Below are 19895 nucleotides of genomic sequence, written 5' to 3'. Positions count from 1 at the left end.
CCGGTTCTGCGACACTCCGCGCATGGCCGAGTGGATCTACTTTCTTCATCCGCCGCGTGACGACTTCGCGGCCACGATGACCGCCGAGGAACAGGCCGTCTGGGCCACCCACTTCGAGCGGCTCCAGCGGCTGCTGGCCGACGGCGTGCTGATCCTGGCCGGCCCCACGCTCGGCTCGATCAACACCGGCATCGCCGTCATCGAGGCCCCCGACGAGCCCACCGCCCGCCAGATCATGGACGAGGACCCGGCCATCGCCGGCGGTTACGCCCGCGGCGAGCTCCGCCCGTTCCGCGTTTCCCTGCTCCGCGGCCGCGACGCATGACGCCGGACCAGTTCTACACGGGCATCGTCGTCGAGGCCTACGCCAAACTGAAGTCGGCCCACTTCGACCCCACGCCGTACGCCGACTTCGTGCGCACCACCGGCCAGCCGGCCCTCGAGATCGGCTGCGGCGACGGCGAACCGCTGTTGTCCCTGCTCGCCCAGGGCCTGGACGTCTCCGGTGTGGACTCCTCGGCCGACATGCTGGACCGCTGCCGCGCCAACGCCGCCGCCCTGGGCCTCGACGTCACCCTGCATCACCAGAGCATGGAGTCGCTGTCCCTCGGCCGCCGCTACCGCTCGATCTACCTGGCCGGCCCCACGTTCAACCTGCTCCCCGACGACGCCGCGGCCCTGAGCGCCCTGCGCGCCATCCGAGCCCACCTCACCGACGACGGCGCCGCCCTGATCCCGTTGTGGATCCCCACCCCCTCCGACGACCTAGGTATCCCCCGTGAAACCGTTGCCGACGACGGCGCCCGGCTCCGCTACACCCCGTTGACCGAGACGTACGACGAGTCGGCCCGCACCCGCATCACCACCTCCCGCTACGAACGCATCACCCCCGACACGACCGAGTCCGCCGCCCGCGAGTGGCTGCTGCACTGGCACACCCCGGCCCAGTTCCGCACCCTGTGCACCACCGCCGGCCTCTCCGCCCACCTCACCGACGACGACGGCAACCCCGCCACCGACGACGCCACCGATTTCACTGCTGTCGTCCGCCGCTGAAACCGCCGTCGGGTTGCGATCGCTGTCTTCCGTGGGCCGTCAGTGGTCATTGGTCATTGGTCGTGGCCGCCCGCCACTCACAGTCGAGGATGGCGTAGATGGCCAGGTCGCCCCATTCGCCCTTGAAGAGGGACTCCTCGACGAGGTGGGCTTCGAGGCGCATGCCCAGGCGTTCGCAGACCCGGGACGAGGGCTTGTTGCGCGGGTCGAGCTGAGCCCAGATGCGGTGCAGGTGCAGGTCTTCGAAGCCGAGGCGGAGCAGGGCCCGGGCGGCCTCGGTGGCGTAGCCGCGGCCGCCGAAAGCGGGGTTGAAGACCCAGCCGAGCTCACCCTGGGCGTTCTCCGGGCTGCCCCCGCGGAGGCGGACGTCGCCGATGACGTGACCGTCGAGTTCGGCGCCGAGCAGGATGCGGTCGCCCTCCTTCTCGATGCGGGTGGCGGTGGTGCGCTCCGCGATGAAGGCCTCGACCTGGTCGGCGGCCATGGGTTCGCTTTCGAGGTAGCGCGAGACGTCGGCGCGCCCGCGGTAGGCGAACACGTCGGCCTCGTCGCCGGGGCGCAGGGGGCGCAGCAGGAGGCGCTCGGTGGTCAGTTCCACGCTGGGAGCCTACGATGTGGCCCGGCAGCGGGCGGCCTCGAAGGACAGGGACATGCGGTCGAAGGCGCCGGCGGCCCGGGTCAGCAGGGCCGTCGCGGCGGCGTGGTCGCCCTCGGCGGCCAACGCCCGGGCCTCGGCCCGGTCGCAGGTAGGGCCGAGGGCGGCCAGGTAGCCGGTGGCGGCGCGGGCGGTGGGCAGGAACGCCCGCAAGGCCGGGTGGTCGCCGAGGGCCTCGAGCGCCTGGACCAGGGCGAGGGCCTCGTGCGGGATCTCTTCGGGGCCGGGGCGGCGATGTCGTTCGACGAGCCGCTCGGCGAGGTCGCGGCCGGCGAGCGGGTCGCCGAGCTCGATCAGGAGCTGGGCCCGGGTGGCCTCGGGGTTGCCGGGATGGGCCAGGTCGGGCGTCACGGTGGTGGCGACCGTGCGGGCGGCCCCCGGGTCGCCGCGCCGGGCGAGGGCCAGGGCGGCCACCAGTGGACCCGAGCGGATGTACGGGCAGGCCATCTCCGCCTCGGGCCCCTGCCGCAGCGTGAGATGCTCCTCCAGATAGGAGTCGATCTCCCCCCAGCGACCCAGATGCAGCAGGCAGGTCATCACGGCGGCGGTTCCGTGCAGACGGTCGTGTGGGGACAGACCACGAGCCCAGCGGTACGAGTGGAGCGCGTGCTCGAGAGCGCTCGGGTGATCGCCGCGGATGTCGGTCATGAGCAGCGAGGCGACGAGGTGGGCCAGGGCCCGGTCCCGGTCGGTGCCGTCGTTGCCGGTCTGCTCGAGGACGGCCAGCAGGGCGTCGTCGTAGCGGCCCTCCAGGAATTGGGCGGCGGCCGTGCCGAGCAGGGCCATGCCGTGCAGCGCGGGGGAGCCGAGCCGGTCGGCCAGCGCGCCCGCCGCCGTGGCGGCCTGGCGGCGGCGCGCCACGGGCAGCGGGTCGGGCCGGCCGGTCCACGACCAGCGGGAGCCGCAGAGGGCGCGCAGGGACAGCAGCCGCGCCCTGGTCGACGGGTCGCTGACGGCGGCCAGGCCCTCGTCGATGACCCGGTCGCCCAGCGCGGGATCGGCCGGCGCCCGGAAGCCGCCCCAGCGGGTCACCACCATCGTCGCGGTCTTCAGGCAGAGCGCGGCCCGGCGGTCGCCGTGGGTCAGGGCGATCGCCTCCCGCCAGGTCGCGACGGCGTCGTCCCCGGCGTAGGCCGTCTCGTGGTCGTCGCCGATCGCCTCGAGCGCCTCGGCCGGGTCACTCGTGTAACGCAGCGCCCGCCGATGCAGATCCAGTGCCTTCTCCACGGCGTACCGGCGGCGGGCCCCGACTCCGGCGGCGATGAGCGAGCGGAACGCCTTGGCCCGTACCCAGTCGTTGGTCGCCGCGTTGTCGGCCGCCGCGGCGTAGTGGAAGGCGATCAGCTCAATCACCTCGTCGACCCGCTCGCGGGAGATCTCCTCCAGCCACGCGGCGACGTCGGCGTGCCCGGTCGCCCGCTGCGCGGTGGGCAGCGCGGCGTAGGCGACGTCGCGCAGCAGGGCGTGTTTGAACGCGTACTCCTCCTGCCCGGCCGCCCCCGGCGACGGCCGGGCCAGCACGAGCCCGCGGGCCTCGAGCGAGGCGAGCGCCTCCGGATCGAGCCGGTCACGCATCGGCTCGGCCCAGAAGACCCGGCCCATGACGGCGGCCGCCTGCAGGAGCCGCTTCTCGGCCGTCGGCAGCGCGTCGACCCGCGCCGACAACAGCGCGTGCAGGGAGTCGGGCAGGGCACCCGAGCCGCCCTCGGCCAGGTGAGCGGCGAGCTGACCGAGGAAGTACGGATTGCCCTCGGCCCGGGCCAGGATCTCGTCGCGCCGGCCCGGATCGTGGGGCAGCCCGGTGACCAGCTCGCGAGCGGCCTCGTCGGTCAGCGCGCTGAGTGACACGACGGAGGCGGCGGTGATCGCGCCGTGGTGTTCGAGCAGCTCGGGCCGGGCGGTGGTCAGCAGCACGACCGGGCCGGCCGAGCGGGCGACGAGCCGGGCCAGCATGGCCAGCATCGGCCCGCCGGCCCAGTGCAGGTCCTCGATGACCAGCAGCACCGGGCCGCGGGCGGCCAGCGCGGTGACGAAGCGCGGCCAGGCGCGGCCGAGTTCCTCGGCGACGGTGCGCGGGTCGGCGTTGCTGAGAGGGTTGCCGGGCAGGCGGATGGCAGCTCCGGCCGCCAGGGCGTGGACGGTCTCCGGGTGCGGGACGGCGGCGCGCAGCCGGTCGGCGGCGACCGGGCCGGGCGCGCTGAGCGGAATGCCGCAGGCGTCGCGCAGGATCTCGCCGAGCGGCCAGTACGTGATGCCGTCGCCCGCGGCCAGGCATCGGCCCTGCAGCACGCGCAGTCCGGGCCGGGCGGCCACTGCCTCGCGGACGAGCCGTGTCTTACCTATCCCGGCCGGGCCCACCACGGTGATCAGGCGGGGTGAGCGGCTGGTGACCGCATCGTCGATCAGGCCGAGGACGGCCCGCAGCTCGCCCGTGCGCCCGACCATCGGGGGCTCGCCCGCCGACGGCTGCTCGACGGCCCACGACGCGGTGAGCAGGCGGCGGCCGTCGAAGCGGAACGCGCCCCGGCGGGCCGCGCGGCGGGTCCGGCCGGCCGCCTGCAGCGTCCGCGGGGCGGCGCTTTCCCGCAATCGTGCGGCGCCGTCGAGCACCGCGCCGCCGATGCCCTCCAGCGCCCCGGACGCCGGCTCCGGTGCGATGATCTCCCCGGTGGCCACCCCGAGCCGCAGCGGCGCGGGGGAGCGCCGCAGCATCTCGAAGCCCGCCCACAGGGCCCGCGAGGCATGATCCTCCCGGGCCGCCGGATAGCCGAACACCGCGATGACGCCGCCGCCGACCCGGGGCCGCACCGTGCCGCCCCATCGGCGCGCGATCTCCCCGAGCTGGCCGGTCCACAGCGCCCGGTCGCGGCGAGCCTGCTCCGGGTCGCCGTCGGGGGCGGGCGCGCCGCGGAAGTCGGCGTCGAGCACGGTCACGAGCTTGCGCTCCTCGGCTCCGGGCTCCGGGCCGGGCTGGTCGAGCACGGCGCGGTGGGCCCGCTGCAGCGCGGGGCCGGGGGAGACACCCAGCTCGTCGCGGAGCAACGCGGTGATCTGCTCGTACCAGCGGAGGGCACGATGGCGCTCCTCGAGGGCGATCAACCGGGCGTACGCCTCCTCGTGCAACCGGTCGAGCTCGACGAGCCGTTCCAGCGCGGCGATGGCGCCGCGCCGATCACCACGGGAGCGCAGCCCCTCGGCCTGGGACAGCAGCAGCGGCGTCACGGCGTCGCGCAACTGGTCGCGCCGGGCCGACGCCCAGGTGTCGAACCGGTTCTCGGGCAGCAGCTCACCCGCGTACAGCCGGAGAGCCTGGGAAGTGTCGCCCTGCCGGGCGGCCTCCTCGAAATCGTCGACGTCGACCCGCAGCGGCGACCCGTGAAGCAGGAGCATGTCGTCGCGCAGCAGCAGGTGATCGTGGCCGACGGCGCGGCGGGCGTAGTGCAGCGCCTTGTTCAGCCGCGAGGGCGCCGACGGCCACAGCAGATCGACGGCCTGCTCCCGGTGCAGGCGGTGGCCAGGGGTCAGCGCCAGCAGCTTGACCAGGTCGAGGGCGGCGCTGCGGTGCCACTGCACGACGGGTTGACCGCCGGCCTCCGCGTGGAAGCCGCCGAACAGCCGGAGGCGCAGCTCACCGGGCATGCCGATGATTGTGCGCGCCCGTCGTCCGGGGTGCGGACGGGAAGCGGACACGAAACGGAAATCGGCCTGGTTAGCGTCGCCCGGCATGACTACCACGACACTGAACGAGCAGCGCCTGATGGAGTTCGTCTTCAAGACCGTCGGCGACTTCGGCTCGATGCTGACCGGATCACTCGCCGTGATCGGCGACAAGCTGGGGCTGTACAAGGCCATGGCCGACTCCCTTCCTGTCACCGCGGCCGAACTGGCCGGCCGCACCGGGACCGCCGAGCGCTACGTGCGTGAATGGCTTTCCGCCCAGGCCGCCGCCGGTTACCTCGAGCTCGCGGGCGAGGACCGCTTCGTGCTGCCGGCCGAGCACGCCGTCGCGCTGACCGACGAGAACAGCCCGGCCTGCGTGATCGGCGGCTTCGAGCTCATGCTGGCCGCCGTCCGCTCCACGGACCGGCTGGTCGACGCCTTCCGCACCGGCGAGGGCGTCGGCTGGCACGAACACCACCATGACCTTTACGAGGGCTGCGAGCGCTTCTTCCGGCCCGGCTACCACGCCAACCTGACCGGGGCCTGGATCCCGGCCATGGACGGCGTCGAGGCGAAGCTGAAGGCGGGCGCCCGGGTGGCCGACATCGGCTGCGGTCTCGGCGCGTCGACGATCCTGATGGCCGGCGCCTATCCGCAGTCGACGTTCGTGGGCACCGATTACCACGCCGGCTCGATCGAGGCCGCCCGTCGGCGGGCGGCCGAGGCGGGTGTCGGCAACCGGACCCGCTTCGAGACCGGCCCGGCCCGGGAGCTCGACGGCGCCTACGACCTGATCTGCCTCTTCGACTGCCTGCACGACATGGGCGATCCCGCCGGTGTGCTCGCGCACCTGCGCTCGAAACTCGCTCACGGCGGCTCCCTTCTCATCGTCGAACCCTTCGCCGGTGACACCCTGCGCGACAACCTCAACCCGGTCGGGGCCGTCTACTACGGCGCCTCGACGCTTCTCTGCACACCGAACTCGCTCTCCCAGGAGGTCGGCACCGCGCTCGGCGCCCAAGCCGGCGAGCGCCGCCTGCGCGAGGTGGCGACCACCGCCGGCTTCACCGGTTTCCGCCGGGTCGCCGAGACGCCCTTCAACCTCGTCTTCCAGGCCACACCCTGACACCACCGGCCCAGCGCCCGGTTAGCATGATTCTTTTCCGGGAGGGTCGGATGGCCGAGCGCTGGGAACTGGTGCCCCACCAGGGGCTCCGGTCGGGTGACGTCGAGGTGTTGCTGCGCACGAGCCGCGAGGAACTGCGTGCGGCGCTGGCCGGCACCTTCCCCGCCCCGGACGAGAACCGGCCCTTCGAGGACCAGTACAGCAACGAGCACACGACCCTCTTCCTGCGGTACGCGGACGGCGTGCTCACGTCGATCTTGTTCGTCAACGGCTCCCTTCAATACGACGGCCTCGAGCTGTACGCCACGACGTTCGGCGCTCTGGGACCGGCGCTGGCCGCCCGCAACCTGTCCGTGCGGGAGCCGGTCGAGTTCGACGACGGGATGGACGTGCCCGGCCTCGGCGTCAACATCGCCACTCGCGAGGACGTTGGCAGCGACGGCGACGAGATCGAGTGGGTCGCCCTCTGGGCGTGACGGTCTCATAGGTAACCGACCCCGGTCAGGCCCTCGGACACACCCCACAAGCGGCGGCCCACTGCCGGGTCGGCCGCCTCGGCGCTCGGACGGACCTCGGTCACGCCGCCCCGGATCTCGCGGAATCCGGACGGGCCGAAGAACTGCCCACCCCGCACCCCGGGAGCCGTGGCCGCGAAGAGCTGGGGAAGCGCGCCGCGCTCGACCGGCTGGGTGAGCAGCAGGAAGAGTCGCGCGAGGGCGCGGCCGAGCCGTCCCCTGTCCTGCCAGGCGCGTGGAGTGAGATTGGTGGACGACACCCCGGGATGGGCGATCACGCTGGTGACAGGCGACCCGGCGGCGCGCAGCCGGCGGTCGAGCTCCAGGCCGAACACGGTGGTGGCCAGCTTGGAGCGACCGTAGGCGCGGGCGGCGTCGAAATCCCGCTCCGACATGAGATCGTCGAAATCCAGGTGGGCGCCCTTGTGGGTGACCGAGCTGAGGCTGACCACCCGTGCGGCGTCCCCGGCCTCGAGCGCGCCGAGCACCAGCCCGGTCAGGGCGAAATGGCCGAGCATGTTGGTGCCGAGCTGAAGCTCGAAGCCGTCGGTGGTCGTGCGCCGGCGCCCGAGCAGCACCAGCCCCGCGTTGTTGACCAACAAGTCGATCGACGGATGGTCGGCGACCAGCTTCGCCGCGAAGGCGCGGACGGAGGCCAGCGAGGCGAGGTCGAGCTCGCGGACCTCCAGCTGGGCCGTCGGCCGGGCCTCTCTCATGCGCCCGGCCGCCCGCTCGCCGGCGTCGAGATCGCGAACGGCCAGGACGACCCGGGCGCCGTGCCGGGCGAGCTCGGTGGCCGTGACCAGGCCCAGGCCGGAATTGGCCCCGGTCACCACGGCCGTGCGGCCACGGAGACTGGGGATGTCGGTTGCTGTCCACTCGCTCATGGCGACGACGTTAGGGGCGCTCGAGGAAGGTTCCCTCGCACGCGCCTCCCTAGGAAAAGCAGACCTACCTTCGCGGTCACCCGGCCGGGGCACACTTGTCGCATGCCCAACGCCTACACCGAAGAACTCGGCGACTTCCTCCGTGCCCGCCGCGCCCGTCTCTGCCCTGCCGACGTCGGTCTCGAGCCCGGTGGCCGCCGTAAAGTACAAGGCCTGCGGCGCGAGGAGCTGGCTCTGCTCGCAGGCCTGAGCACCGACTATTACCAGCGCATGGAGCAGGGCCGCGACGTTCGCCCGTCCGAGGAGGTCCTCGAGGCGATCGCCGGCGCCCTCAATCTGGACGGCGAGGAGCGGCGCCACCTCTTCAAGCTCGCTCGCGCCGCCCGGCGCCCGGGGCCGGTCCGCCAACGGCACGCCCCCGAGCGGGTGCCCCGCAGCACACGCAACCTTCTGCAGGTCATGGACACCCCCGCCCTGGTGGTCAGCCGCCACCTGGACGTCCTCGCCTGGAATCCGCTGGCCGTGGCCCTGCTCGGCGAGCCCGAGCTGCTGCCGCCGAACCAGCGCAATCTGCTGATCGCTCTCTTCAAGGACCCATCGGCGCGCGAGCGCTGCGGCGACTGGGAGACTTTCGCGCTCGACTACATCGGCATGCTCCGGGCGGCCGTGGCCGTGGATCCCACCCATCCCCGGGCCGCCTCGATCATCGGCGATCTGACCATCCGCAGCTCCACGTTCCGCCGGCTGTGGTCGCGCCATGACGTCCGCGAGTCGGTGACCGGCTCCAAGGTCTTCCACCATCCCTTGGTGGGCGACATGACCCTCGACTGGGACACGTATCCGCTGCCGGGCAACCCGGGCCCGGTCATGCTGGTCTACACCGCCGAGCCCGGCACTCCGCACGCCGACCGGCTGCGGCTCCTGGGGTCCCTGCAGGCGACGAAGGCCGTCCGCTGGGTGAGCGAGGAGCCCACCCACGAGCCCGCCGAACAGGCGGCGGCGAGCCGGCCGGGCTAGCGGCGGGGCCGGGCTGGCAGCCAGACGCGGCCGGCGGCTCAGCCCGGCCCGGGGCGGGGCCGGGCTAGCGGCGCGGCCCTACTAGCGGCGGGGGCCGTGGATCTCGCGGTGGAGGCGTTCCATGCGGACGTCGAGGCGGGCCGCGTCCTCCGCGGCGGCCGCGAGTTCCTGACGGAGGGCGGCGGGGACGTCGGGGTCGTACTTGTAGTGGATTTTGTGTTCGAGGCTGGCCCAGAAGTCCATAGCGACGGTACGAAGTTGGACCTCCACCGGGACCGAGACGACGCGGTCGGAGAGGAAGACGGGGATCTCGACGATCAGGTGCAGGCTCCGGTAGCCGTTGGGTTTCGGCTTGGCGATGTAGTCCTTGGTCTGGATCAGGGTGACGTCGGGCTGCCGGGTCAGCATGTCGGCGACCGTGTAGACGTCCGAGACGAAGCTGCACACGATGCGGATGCCGGCGATGTCGCGGATGCGGGACCGCATGTCGTCGAGGGTCAGCGGGCAGTCGATGCGGCGGGCCTTCGCGGTGAGGCTCTGGGTGCTCTTGAGACGGGGCAGCACGTGCTCGATCGGGTTGCCGCGGCCGCGGTGGGCGAGCTCCTCGGCCAGGATCGAGATCTTGGTGCCGATCTCGGCCAGGCCGAATTTGTAGACGAGCATGAAGTGGCTCAGCTCGTCCGCGAACGTGGAGGTCACGGATAGGGCGGCCAGGGTCCTGTCGCTGCGCCGGGCGATCTCCTGGTCGCTGCTCACGGCGGGCTGCTCGGTCGTCACGGTGCCGTTCTCCAGAGTCGTTCGATGCGCGGTGCCGCGGCATCCCTGCCCTGACCAGCATCGCTCGGCGGGGATCACCCCGTCGTCATCCCAGCGAAGTCTCCGCCCTACCGTATTCGCAGTACGCCAGTCGGCCGACGGAGGGTCGGGCCTCATGGTAACGCTGCGTGAGGGCCACCGCGATGGCGTCGATCACGGGGGTGACCGTGGGCGCGAGCTGATTGTTCAAGATCACCGAGAAGACGACGGGACGGGGACCGCTGACGTAGCCGGAGAGCGCGGAAGCGCCCGTCAGGGAGCCGGTCTTGGCGTGTACGAGGCCCGCGGCCGGGGTGCCGAGCATCCGTTTGCGCAGCGTGCCGCCGATCCGGGGGTCGGGGTTGCCCGCCACCGGGAGGGCGGCGAACCACGTGGCGAACCAGGGCTCGGCGCGCACCGCGAGCAGCAGCCGGACCAGCGCGGCCGGGGGCACGAGATTGCGGCGGGACAGGCCGGAGCCGTCCACCTGCCGCAGCGTCGCCGGGTCAATGCCGAGCCGACCCAGATAGCCGGCGACCGCGGCGGTGCCGGCCGCCCAGGTCCCCTTGCCCAGGGCTTTGACCAGCAGTTCGGCCATGCTGTTGTTCGAAAGCTTCAGCAGGGGAGCCATCAGATTCCGCAACGGTGGCCCGATGTGCCGCGCCACCTCGGGCGCCCGGGCGGGGGTGGGCCGGGCTGTCCGGATCTTTCCGTCCAGCTGTACGCCGTGGCGGCGCAGCGCCGAGCGGAACACCTCCGTGGCGAGCAGGGTGGGGTCCGGTACCGAGACCGAACGTTTCTCGGGTGCGGATCCGGCGGTGATGTGGCCGGTCACGACGATGGTGTTGGTTCCGTGGCGCCGGGTCACGTCGATCGTGGTGGGGCCGACGCGTGACGCGGTCGTGCGGTTGATGACGCGGAGCCGTGAGGTCGTCGGTGTCAGCCGTACCGCGGAGGAATCGGCACTGACAGTGACGGTCACGGTCCCGGCCTTGAGGTCACTGTCGGGTGAGAGTGTGAGGGCCGACACAGGGGCGGCGTCGGCGGAGTACTCGTCGTCCCAGGCCCACTCCAGGCCCAGGCGGACGTCGTCGAAGGCGGTGTCGTCACCGATGAGGTCCCCGGTGACGCGGCGGAGACCGGTGGCGGCCACGTCGCGGGCGAGCGTGTTCAGCGATGAGGGGGTGAGAGCGGGGTCGCCGGAGCCGCGCAGGTAGAGATCGCCGTCGAGCACGGGGCCGCGGCGGAGGCCGTCGGAGCGGACGGTGGTCGGGAAACGGTGATCCGGGCCGAGCAGCGCCATGGCCGCGGCCGAGGTCAGCAACTTGAGGTTCGAGGCGGGCAGCAGCCGGGTGCCGCCGCGGCGATCGACCAGGGTCCGGCCGGTACGGGCGTCGGCCACGACCACGCCGGTCTGCGCCCCGGCGAGCGCCGGATCGGCCAGCAGCCGGTCGATCGCGCCGGGCAGGCAGGCGGCGAAAGGATCTCCGGCGCCGGTACGCGATGTAGGCGCGGCGGGGGCCCACGCCGGACCGCCGGATGCCGCCGCCAGGCCGGAAGCCAGGCCGGAGGCCGCCGCCGGGCCGGAGGCCGCCGCCGGGCCGGCGGCGGCGGACGGAGCCGATGCCGCCGCCGGGGCGGACGGCGCGATCATGCACAGCGCGATGGCGAGGATCAGGGGCGCTTTCCGCTTCACCGCATGATCAACGCGCCACCGCGGTCAAGGAAACGCTGGTCAGCTGGCTGGGTGAGGTTGCGCTGCAGGCGCTGGGGCCGATGGGGAGGGGCCCGCGATGGAGATCGAGGTGCCCGCGCGGGCGGCCCTCCGGGTACGACGGGCAGGTGCCCGCGCGGGCGGCCGTCCGGGTACGACGGCCAGGTGCCCGCGCGCGGGCGGCCGTCCGGGTACGACGGGCTCAGGGCTTCCGTCTACGTCCCTTGAAAGCGGCAATGGCCACGAACACCAGCAGGCAGATCACCAGGGCCGGGAAGAGGCCCAGGATGATGACCAGCGCGTTCAGGTACCAGCGGGACGGCAGCTCGGGGCGGGACCATGCGTGGACGCCGCGGCTGGAGCCGTTGTCGCCGATGGTGATGGTGCGGCCGGTCTGGTCGTCGGGGAAGAAGCCGGGGTCGCTGATCTGGCGGGTGTCGACGTCGCCGATCTTCACGCGGCAGACGTAGTAGGTGCCGAAGCCGCCCTTGTCGGTGACCGGGCCTCGTTTGTCGCAGGACTGGACGACCGCCCGGTACGTGGTCTTGGCGTCGCCGAAGTCGTTGCCCGTGTAGCGGCCGACCGTGCCCGAGGCGAGCCAGCTGAGCGGGGCGAGCACCAGCACCAGCGCCACCCCGGCCCAGAACCTGCCGAGGCCGGAGCGTTTGCCCAGCACCGCCGCCTGGGTGTCGCTGACCTCCCGGTCGCGCCGGCGGGCCGCCTCGCGGCGGGCGTCCAGGGCTGCCTGCTCCTTCTCGAAGTTGGCCAGGCGGCGCTGCCGTTCCTCGTCCGACATGGGGCTCATAGCGGCAGCTTCAAGGAAGGCTCGTCCTCGTCGGTGGTCCAGGCGCCGTACGAGCCCGCGTTCTGCAGGGCGTTGTCGCGCGGCGCGGTCTTCAGGATGTCGCCGGCCTGCGACGGGAGACTGCCGTGGGCCCCGACGTGGCCGTCCTTCACGTGCGCGTGCGCGTCGTCGAGACCGCGCCACCCCGTACCGCCGAATTGCCGCCCCGCGCCCTGGCGCGCCACATCCAGCTCCTGGGCGCCCAGGTAGAGCTCGTCGCCCTGCTTGGCGAAGTACCGGCTGATCGACTCGAGCAGCTCGGTGCCGTGACCGGCCTTGCCGGCCAGCTCCTTGACCGCGGCCGACAGGCGCTTGAGCAGGCCGGCGATCTTCGTCGCGTACTTGGTGACCATGATGGAGATCTCGGCCGCCACCTTGGGGATCGCGACCACGGTCAGCGCCCACAGCGCCTTGGAGATGGCCGCGCCGACCACCTCGGCGATCAGGTCGCGGACCGTGTTGCGGACCACGCCGACCATCGCACCGGCCAGCATGGTGATCTCGGAGAGGATGCCGGCCAGCTTGCCGGCCGCCTCCAGGTTCTCCGCGCTGCCGCGGGCCTGGGAGCGGTACGCCGCGGCGGCCTGGTCGCTCCAGTACGCGACGGTCTTGTCGACCTCGTCCACGTAGAACGTCATCGAGTCGTACATCCGCTGCTCGACGTTGCGCCAGGTGTTGGCGTGCCCCTCGATCTCCTTGGGGTCGCCGCACAGCCAGTCGAGCGGTTCGCGGAGGCAGTCGAGGTGTTCCATCAGCCAGCCGACGCCGGCCGCGAAGACCGCCTGGAACGGGTCCATGACCGCGCCGACCGCCCCGAGCGCCGTGACCGCCCCGTTCGCGGTGACGCCGAACCAGTCCCCGTTGTGCACGCCGTCGCCGAGCGCGGACGCGGCCTCGATGATTCCGGCGCCCTCGTAGCCCTTGGTGCCGGCCTCGCCGGCGATCAGGCCGGCCCGCTGGACCTGGTAGTCGCCCGCCATCAGTCGCCACCCAGCCGATCCGCCGAGCGCTGGTCGGACGCCACGGCCTCGTCCGCCGTGGCCCGCAGCGCGTCCGCCTGCCGCTGCGTGGCCGTCACGATGTCGCGACCGGCGGTGAGATAGGTGTCGGCAAAATGGTTCAGCGGCGGGGTGAAGATCCAACCCACGAGCTTGCCGTACGACTCGTTGCCCGCCCGCACGTGACCACCGGCCGCCACCGCCTCGTCGACCATCGTCGCGACCTCGTCGATCAGCAGCGCGTGCCGGCGCACCTGGGCCGGATCGACGTTCATCCCGGGCTGGGTCATGGCCGCTCAGCCTCCCCGGCGAACCTTTCGCTGTACGCGGTGCGGATGAACTGGGCGGTGCCCGACCCGGATCCGTACAGCTGCTCGACCAGATCGCTGACCTGCTCGGCCATCCGCGCCTGGGCCCGCTTGCTGGTGGCCAGGACGAGCTCGTCCAGCCGGTCGAGGGGCAGATCACCCGCCTCGCGCCGGAACCGCAGCCCGGCCAGGCCGCCGGTCGAGTCCACCGTGACCACGACCTCACCGCCCGGCGACTCCGCCGAGCTGGTGCTGCGCTCGATCGACTCGCTCAGCCGCTGGGTGCGCCGAGCCTGCTCCTCGACCCTGAGCTCCCAGTCAGCGATGCGGTCCTCCGGCACCATCGACATCGACATCCCATCCCCCGGTTACGGCCAGGAGGATAGACGAGGAGGTCACGCCCCCGCGATCCCGCTCGCGACATAGGACAGCTCCACCACGAACCAGTCACCGTCCACCTTGACCGGGCCGCCCTCGTGGAACCGCACCTCGTACGGAGCGGCCAGCGCGGCCAGCACGTGCGGCACCTCGGCCAGGTCCAGCTCGGCCGTCGAGGTCGTCCACACCTTCACGTGATCGTGGTGCAACACCGGCACGCGCCCGTCGGGCAGCTCCGGTCCCGGCCGCTCGCCGCGGACGCTGCGGGCGCCCTCACCCACCGGGTACGGCTCGGCGCGCAGCTCACCGAGCTCCTTCAGCTCGACCAGCCGGTTCTGGTAGAACCGGTCGCCGATGTTGGTCAGCCGGTGCACCGGCGACAGCGGCCGGTAGACGCTGCCCCCGTGATACTCGTTTAGGAAGCGCGGCGCCGACCCGTCCAGCCAGTCCATCCGGCACTCCGACCCCGACAGGCTCAGAACGACGTACGGGTTGTGGTGCAGATGCCACGGGTGGGTCTCCCCGGGCTGCAGGGACACGTCCCACACCCGTACCACCGGGTTGTCGAAGATCTCGACCAGCCCGATGTCGGCCAGCACGATCTCCTCCCCCTCGGGGGAGCGCACGACCTGACCCTTCATGAAGCCACCTCGCCTCGTCGTCGCCGAAGCTACGCAGTATTCCGCACGGCCCGGGCGCGGCGGACATCGAGGAACACCGGTTCGGCCGGTCGCGAAAACCGCGCGAGTGAGACCCAGATCAACAACCGTGAGTGCCTACGGAGTTGTACGGTGGCGGCGTGCCTATGAAAGCCGATCTGACCAGCGCAGACCTTACAGAGATCCGGCAGAGCGCCCTCGGCGCGGCCGACCCGCTCGGCATCGCGGCCGACCTTGCCGAAGCGGCGGAGAGCGGGCGGCTCGCCGACAAGGACGACGCGGGGTACGCCCTCGCGCTCGCGGCCGAGATCGCGGAGAGCCGGGGCAAGCTCGACGCGGCCCTGCGGTACGCGGAGCGGGCCGTCGAGTCCTTCGGGTCGCGTGACGACAACCAGGCCGCCGGGGCCAAAGCCCTGCTGGCCCGTGTGCTGTTCCGCCTCGGCCGCGAGGACGAGGCGGTGGCCGCGATCGAGCCGCTGCGGCCGCTGCTGACCAAGTACCCCGACGCGGCGGCGTACGTCAGTGCCGCCCTCGCCGCCGGCCGGCGCGACCGGCTGGCCGAGGAGTGGCTGACCGAGGCGGTCGACGAGGTGCTGGCCGAGCGGGGCGACGCGGCCGAGCCGGCCAGCGCCGAGGACGCCGGGCTGCTCTTCTTCCTGCTGCAGCAGCGCCACCGGACCCGGCACGCGCTGGGGCTGCAGCACGACCACCACGACAACCTGGCCGACCGGCTCGAGACCCGGCTGGCCAACGCCTCCGGCCGGGCCGCCGGCGCACCCGCCGACGACCTGCTGTTCTTCCCGAAGGCGGAGTTCGACCAGCTGCTCGAGAAGTGGCCGGCCCTGTCCGAGCCGTACGGCGCGAACTGGGACGAGCACCGCGCCCACCTCGAGAAGGAACTGGTCCGGCGGGCCGGCTCCGGCCGCACCGGCCTGACCGTGCTGAGCGGCAAGGTCACCGGCCTGAGCGGCTTCGCCGGCGCCGACGGCGACCCGGCCGACCCGCAGGTCCGGGCCGGCTACGCCCGCCAGGTGGCGGCGACCGCCGACCAGATCCCGTGGCCGCCGGAGCGCAACGGCGCCTGCTGGTGCGGCTCCGGCCTCAAGTACAAGAAGTGCTGCCTGCCCCGCTCCCGCAGCTGACCTCTCAGGTGCCGAGGCGGCCGACCTCCCGGGCGATGCTCGCCCAGGTTCGGCCGGCCGCCCCGGCGGCCTGCCGCTGGGTGGGCGTGGGGGCCGGCCGATCGGGGAGCGGCTGGTCGAACGCCGATTCGGTCGGCTCGTCGGGTCCGCTGACCGCGAGCCACGGGTGTTCGGCGGGCTCGGTGGCACTGGCCCAGGGCCGGTCCTCGACCGTGCCGAAGGCCGGAGCGCCGAACGGCGGCGTGGCCGGGGCCGGTGGCGGCGGGAGCGCGAAGACGGCCCTCGGATCCGTCTGGGTCAGGAAGCTCGCCGGCGCCCCGCCCGCCAGGGTGGCCAGCACCGCCGGCGGCATCATGTCGACCTGCTCCAGCGTGGGTGCCACTGCCGACGACGCACCGCCTGAGGGCGCGGCGGAGGAGGGCGCGGCGGAGGAGGGCGGCTCGGGGAAGGAAGACGCGGCCGAAGCCGACGCGCCCGGCGATGGCGGCGGCGCGGGCGAGGGCGGCTCAGTAGAGGAGAGCGGCTCCGACGTCAGCGCGTGATAAGCCAGCGACGCCGCCCGCAGCGCCGCCAGCACCGCCGTCAGCGGGTGCAGCACGAGGACAACCCCCGCCTCGGCCAGCTCGGCGTCGCTGAGGAAACGGCCGCGGGTCGCCCCTTCCGTCCGGTTCACTGCCAGGCGTACACCCGGGAGAGCAACCCCCGCGGAGCGCAACTGGTCCTCACCGAGGCCTAGCAGGAGGACGGCGTCCGCGCCGGCCGCCGCGAGTGCCCGACCACGGGCGATGGCCTCCCCGGGCGAGTCCCCGCCGGCCGAGGCGATCACCGCGATCCCGGGCGCGCCTTCCTTCACCGCGGCCACCCGCGCGGGGGAGCCTTCGCCGAGGACGAGGCCGCCGATGCCCGCCCGCTGGTAGGCCAGGGCCGACCACACCGCCCCGTCCGGCTCCTCGAAGCCGACCACCGCGTCCGCGATCAGCGGCACCCCGCCCAGGAAGGGCGCCAGCACGGCCGCGCGGTCGGCGATCTCGGTGGCGGAGACGGCGTTCGGCGTGGCGGCCGGTTTCAGCATCGTGGCCGCGATCGCCTCCCCGGAGAGGTACGCGGCGCGGATGCCGGCCCGGACGGCGAGCGCGGCGCTGGCCGGGTCGTAGACGCCGGGGAGGTGCGTGACGCTGCCGGGAGCGAACAGGTCGGTGGAAGACATGCCGTCGATCATGCAGGGTTCATCGCCGGTTCGCGATACACCGTTGCGGTGTTAGCGTCGGGTCGTGATCGTGTCGCGTCTCCACCGGGCCGGCGACCTCCGGCTGCACGACGAAGAGCGCCCGTCCCCGGCGCCCCATGAGCGGCTGGTCGAGGTGACGTCGGTGGGGATCTGCGGGTCGGATCTGCACTGGTTCACCGAGGGCGGCATCGGCGACGCCGGGCTGCCACGCCCGCTGGTGCTGGGACATGAGATGGCCGGGGTCATCCGCTCCGGGGGCGACGACGACGGCGTGCGTGTCGCGATCGACCCGGCGATCCCGTGCGAGACCTGCGAGGAGTGCCGGGCCGGCTATCCGAACCTGTGCCCGCGGATCGTCTTCGCCGGGCACGGTGACTGCGACGGTGGCCTGCGGCAGTTCCTGACCTGGCCCGCGCACCGGCTGCACCGGTTGCCCGACGCGCTCTCCGACGACGAGGGCGCGATGCTGGAGCCGCTCGGGGTCGCCCTGCACGCGATGGATCTCAGTCACCTGCGGATGGCGTCGACCGTCGCCGTGGTCGGCTGTGGTCCGATCGGGTTGCTGCTGATTCAGCTGTCGCAGCGGCACGGTGCTACGCGCGTACTGGCCCGGGAGCCTTTGACCCACCGCCTGAAGGCGGCCGAGGGTCTCGGGGCCGAGCCGGCCGGTGATCAGGAGGCCGTGGCCGACGTGGTCTTCGAGGTGTCCGGCTCGGACGGCGCCGTGGAGTCGGCGTTACGGCTCGCCAAGCCGGGGGCCCGGGTGGTGCTGGTGGGCATCCCGGACGGCGACCGCACGACCTTCAGCGCGGCCCTGGCCCGCCGCAAGGGCCTGACCCTGGTCATGGTGCGGCGGATGGGCGAGGTCTATCCGCGCGCGATCGACCTCGCCGCCCGGGGCCTGGTCGAGCTGGCCCCGCTGGTCTCCGACACGTTCCCGCTCGGAGACATCCACAATGCCATGTCAACGGCGGCCGGCCGTACGGGTGTGAAGGTCCTCGTCCATCCTGGTGCCTAGCTCCGTCCAGTCCGCCGTGGGCGTGACCCAAGTGGGCGGCGTGACCGTCTGCGGACCGAACAGGTAGCGGTACGGCACGATCCCGCGCAGCGCCTCGTGAACGTCGAGTTTGTCGTCGATGAAGTGCGTGATGCCGAGCTCGGCGCAGTGGATCGCCTTGTCCGGCCGCTTCAGGCAGAAGCGCAGGTGGTCGCGGGGGATGCCGGTGCGGGTGGCGAACTCGTGGTGGTCGAGCCAGAGCCGGGTTCTTCGCTGGACCCGTTCGCCGCACTTGGAGATCAGCCACACCTGGTCGAAGAGCGGCACGAGCCGGGCCAGGGTCTCGAACGCGCCGGGCACGGCCGGGGTGGCCAGCATCCGGGTGGTGTCGCCGCTGAAGAACTGCGTGTCGGCGCCGCCGGGGCCGCCGCCGTCGATGATTACGCGTCCGATGTCTACGCCGAGGTTTCTCATGCCGCTCAGGGTGCTCTCCGTTGTATTAATGCGGAACTATTCTTGGTGGCCCGGCTATAGTTTCGCGTTATGGATCTGACGGCGTTCGCGGTGTTCGCCGCCCATCTGAATTTCACGCGCGCGGCCGAGGAGCTGCACATCTCGCAGCCCGCCCTGCACGTGAAGATCCGTAAGCTGCAGGCGTCGCTGGGCCGGCCGCTCTACCGGCGGGAGGGCCGCCGGCTGGTGCTCACCGCCGACGGCGAGGCGGTCGCCCGATTCGCCCGCGACCAGAACGCGCGGCTCGAAGGATTTCTTTCGGAGTTCGCCGGGGCGCCCGCGCAACGCCCGGTGGTGCTCGCGGCCGGCCAGGGCGCCTACCTCTACCTGCTCGGGGACACGATCCGGACCGCGCTGGCCACCACCCCGCTCCGCCTGATCAACTGCGATCACCGCCAGATGCTGGCGGCGATCCGCAACGGCCAGGCCCACGTCGGCGTGAGCGTCCTCGACGTGCTGCCACCCGACCTGTCCGTACGGGAACTGGCGACGTTCCCCCAGATGCTCTTCGTGCCCGCCGGCCACCGCCTGGCCCGCCGCCGCTCGGTCCGGATGCGCGACCTGGCCGGCGAGTCGCTCGTCGTCCCGCCCCAGCACCGCCCCCAGCGCGCCATGCTCGAGCAGGCCCTGCGAGTCGCCGGCGCCGCGTGGACGGTCGCCGTCGAGGCCGAGGGCTGGCCGCTGATCACCCATTTCGTCGCCCTCGGAGCGGGCCTGGCCATCGTCAACGGCTGCGTCCCACCGCCACCCGGCCTGGCCGCCCTCCGCGTCGCCGACCTGCCCCCGGTCACCTACCACGTGGTCCACCAGCCGTCCGCCCTGACCGACGACCGCGTGCTCAACCTGCTGCGTCTTCTAGGCTGACCGCGGCGTCTACCGCTTGGTCAGCCCGCTGCGTCTTTTTGAGGTGACCGCGGCGTCTACTGGTCGCCGGCCGCTTGGTCAGCCCGCTGTGTCTTCCAAGATGACCACCGCGGTCTCGGTCTTTCGCAGCGCGGCGTACCCGTCCAGCTTCGGGTCGAGCTCACGCCAGCGTTCCCACAGCCGGTCGCGTTCCGCGCCCGCCGCTGCGCGTCCGGTCACCCTGCGCGTCCCCTCGGGCGTCCGGAGGTACGCGGTCCCGCTCGCCCGCAAATTCAGCCACCACGCCGGCTCGCCGTCGCCCCATCCGTTCATGGCCAACGTGACGACGGCCGGACCGTCCACGATGTAGGCCAGAATGACGCTGCGCTCCAACCCGCTGCGCCGCCCCACCGTGGTCAACCGGAACAGCCCTTCACGTCCGGGGCGCGGGCGCCGCAACCCGAAGCGCCCACCCGTCGCGCGGTACAGCCCCCGATGCACCCGCCACGCGGTCGTGACCACCCACCGAGGCGGAACCCGCACCCCGTCCGTCATCGTCC

Annotated in this window: 21 protein-coding genes; 8 read left to right on the top strand and 13 right to left on the bottom strand. The window is 72.7% G+C overall.

All coding sequences use genetic code 11. The annotated features are described in order from the left end of the window. The first annotated feature begins 22 nt into the window (after positions 1 to 22). On the top strand, positions 23 to 325 hold the full coding sequence (locus AB0J66_RS06370; RefSeq protein WP_364656276.1) for a YciI family protein: 303 nt from the start codon (positions 23 to 25) through the stop codon (positions 323 to 325). Beyond that, positions 322 to 1056 carry a class I SAM-dependent methyltransferase gene (locus AB0J66_RS06365; protein WP_364656273.1) on the top strand — a complete coding sequence of 245 codons (735 nt, stop codon included), beginning with the start codon at positions 322 to 324 and terminating at the stop codon, positions 1054 to 1056. Before AB0J66_RS06370 ends, AB0J66_RS06365 begins: the two co-directional genes overlap by 4 nt. Before the next feature lie 46 nt (positions 1057 to 1102). Here AB0J66_RS06365 and AB0J66_RS06360 read toward each other — a convergent pair whose 3' ends face one another. Continuing rightward, positions 1103 to 1654 carry a GNAT family N-acetyltransferase gene (locus AB0J66_RS06360; RefSeq protein WP_364656270.1) on the bottom strand — a complete coding sequence of 184 codons (552 nt, stop codon included), beginning with the start codon at positions 1652 to 1654 and terminating at the stop codon, positions 1103 to 1105. Positions 1655 to 1663: 9 nt separating this feature from the next. Next, the gene (locus AB0J66_RS06355; protein WP_364656267.1) at positions 1664 to 5350 is read right to left on the bottom strand and encodes an AAA family ATPase; all 3687 of its coding nucleotides are present in this window, start codon (positions 5348 to 5350) and stop codon (positions 1664 to 1666) included. A gap of 85 nt (positions 5351 to 5435) precedes the next feature. On the opposite strand from AB0J66_RS06355, the gene AB0J66_RS06350 reads away from it, so the two are divergent. Then, positions 5436 to 6497: a class I SAM-dependent methyltransferase gene (locus tag AB0J66_RS06350; RefSeq protein ID WP_364656265.1), complete on the top strand. Its 1062-nt coding sequence runs from the start codon at positions 5436 to 5438 to the stop codon at positions 6495 to 6497. A 50-nt stretch (positions 6498 to 6547) separates the two neighbouring features. Then, a complete protein-coding gene (locus AB0J66_RS06345; protein ID WP_364656262.1) occupies positions 6548 to 6973 on the top strand; it encodes a hypothetical protein in 426 nt (141 codons plus the stop codon). Positions 6974 to 6978: 5 nt separating this feature from the next. Here the strand turns inward: AB0J66_RS06345 and AB0J66_RS06340 are convergent, their stop codons facing one another. Beyond that, positions 6979 to 7899: an oxidoreductase gene (locus AB0J66_RS06340; RefSeq protein WP_364656259.1), complete on the bottom strand. Its 921-nt coding sequence runs from the start codon at positions 7897 to 7899 to the stop codon at positions 6979 to 6981. A 102-nt stretch (positions 7900 to 8001) separates the two neighbouring features. Here AB0J66_RS06340 and AB0J66_RS06335 point away from each other — a divergent pair, with 102 nt between their 5' ends. Beyond that, positions 8002 to 8916 carry a helix-turn-helix transcriptional regulator gene (locus AB0J66_RS06335; RefSeq protein WP_364656256.1) on the top strand — a complete coding sequence of 305 codons (915 nt, stop codon included), beginning with the start codon at positions 8002 to 8004 and terminating at the stop codon, positions 8914 to 8916. An 81-nt stretch (positions 8917 to 8997) separates the two neighbouring features. Here AB0J66_RS06335 and AB0J66_RS06330 read toward each other — a convergent pair whose 3' ends face one another. The 7 genes from AB0J66_RS06330 to AB0J66_RS06300 all read right to left on the bottom strand — a co-directional run bounded on the left by AB0J66_RS06330 (position 8998) and on the right by AB0J66_RS06300 (position 14594). Further along, on the bottom strand, positions 8998 to 9693 hold the full coding sequence (locus AB0J66_RS06330) for a GTP pyrophosphokinase family protein (protein WP_364656253.1): 696 nt from the start codon (positions 9691 to 9693) through the stop codon (positions 8998 to 9000). A gap of 85 nt (positions 9694 to 9778) precedes the next feature. Then, positions 9779 to 11407, bottom strand: coding sequence for a D-alanyl-D-alanine carboxypeptidase/D-alanyl-D-alanine-endopeptidase (gene dacB / locus AB0J66_RS06325; RefSeq protein ID WP_364656251.1), 1629 nt, complete (start codon positions 11405 to 11407; stop codon positions 9779 to 9781). Positions 11408 to 11627: 220 nt separating this feature from the next. Beyond that, complete coding sequence (locus tag AB0J66_RS06320; protein WP_364656249.1) at positions 11628 to 12230, bottom strand: DUF6346 domain-containing protein; 603 nt, start codon at positions 12228 to 12230, stop codon at positions 11628 to 11630. Then, on the bottom strand, positions 12227 to 13249 hold the full coding sequence (locus AB0J66_RS06315; protein WP_364656246.1) for a hypothetical protein: 1023 nt from the start codon (positions 13247 to 13249) through the stop codon (positions 12227 to 12229). Before AB0J66_RS06315 ends, AB0J66_RS06320 begins: the two co-directional genes overlap by 4 nt. Next, on the bottom strand, positions 13249 to 13557 hold the full coding sequence (locus AB0J66_RS06310) for a type VII secretion target (protein WP_364656244.1): 309 nt from the start codon (positions 13555 to 13557) through the stop codon (positions 13249 to 13251). The genes AB0J66_RS06315 and AB0J66_RS06310 overlap by 1 nt, the downstream gene beginning before the upstream one ends. Beyond that, positions 13554 to 13925: a YbaB/EbfC family nucleoid-associated protein gene (locus AB0J66_RS06305; protein ID WP_364656241.1), complete on the bottom strand. Its 372-nt coding sequence runs from the start codon at positions 13923 to 13925 to the stop codon at positions 13554 to 13556. Before AB0J66_RS06305 ends, AB0J66_RS06310 begins: the two co-directional genes overlap by 4 nt. A 45-nt stretch (positions 13926 to 13970) precedes the next feature. Beyond that, positions 13971 to 14594, bottom strand: a complete 624-nt coding sequence (locus tag AB0J66_RS06300) for a hypothetical protein (protein WP_364656238.1) — start codon at positions 14592 to 14594, stop codon at positions 13971 to 13973. Between the two features lie 164 nt (positions 14595 to 14758). Between AB0J66_RS06300 and AB0J66_RS06295 the strand changes: the two genes are divergently transcribed. Then, on the top strand, positions 14759 to 15754 hold the full coding sequence (locus AB0J66_RS06295) for an SEC-C domain-containing protein (RefSeq protein ID WP_364657340.1): 996 nt from the start codon (positions 14759 to 14761) through the stop codon (positions 15752 to 15754). A 4-nt stretch (positions 15755 to 15758) separates the two neighbouring features. On the opposite strand, the gene AB0J66_RS06290 is transcribed toward AB0J66_RS06295, so the two are convergent. Continuing rightward, positions 15759 to 16961: an isocitrate lyase/phosphoenolpyruvate mutase family protein gene (locus AB0J66_RS06290; protein WP_364656235.1), complete on the bottom strand. Its 1203-nt coding sequence runs from the start codon at positions 16959 to 16961 to the stop codon at positions 15759 to 15761. A 64-nt stretch (positions 16962 to 17025) separates the two neighbouring features. Between AB0J66_RS06290 and AB0J66_RS06285 the strand changes: the two genes are divergently transcribed. After that, entirely contained in the window at positions 17026 to 18000 is a 975-nt protein-coding gene (locus AB0J66_RS06285; protein ID WP_364656233.1) for an alcohol dehydrogenase catalytic domain-containing protein, read from the top strand. Here the strand turns inward: AB0J66_RS06285 and AB0J66_RS06280 are convergent. Beyond that, entirely contained in the window at positions 17947 to 18453 is a 507-nt protein-coding gene (locus AB0J66_RS06280; RefSeq protein WP_364656230.1) for a hypothetical protein, read from the bottom strand. The two genes, AB0J66_RS06285 and AB0J66_RS06280, sit on opposite strands and share 54 nt — an antisense overlap. A gap of 69 nt (positions 18454 to 18522) precedes the next feature. Here AB0J66_RS06280 and AB0J66_RS06275 point away from each other — a divergent pair, with 69 nt between their 5' ends. Next, a complete protein-coding gene (locus tag AB0J66_RS06275; RefSeq protein ID WP_364656227.1) occupies positions 18523 to 19356 on the top strand; it encodes a LysR family transcriptional regulator in 834 nt (277 codons plus the stop codon). A 78-nt stretch (positions 19357 to 19434) separates the two neighbouring features. Here the strand turns inward: AB0J66_RS06275 and AB0J66_RS06270 are convergent, their stop codons facing one another. After that, complete coding sequence (locus AB0J66_RS06270) at positions 19435 to 19890, bottom strand: nitroreductase family deazaflavin-dependent oxidoreductase (RefSeq protein WP_364656224.1); 456 nt, start codon at positions 19888 to 19890, stop codon at positions 19435 to 19437. Between the last annotated feature and the right edge of the window lie 5 nt (positions 19891 to 19895).

It is taken from the genome of Actinoplanes sp. NPDC049598, assembly GCF_040675435.1.
Lineage (GTDB): Bacteria > Actinomycetota > Actinomycetes > Mycobacteriales > Micromonosporaceae > Actinoplanes.
Note: the sequence above shows the minus strand (reverse complement) of the source record. Positions and strands in the feature narration are given on the sequence as shown.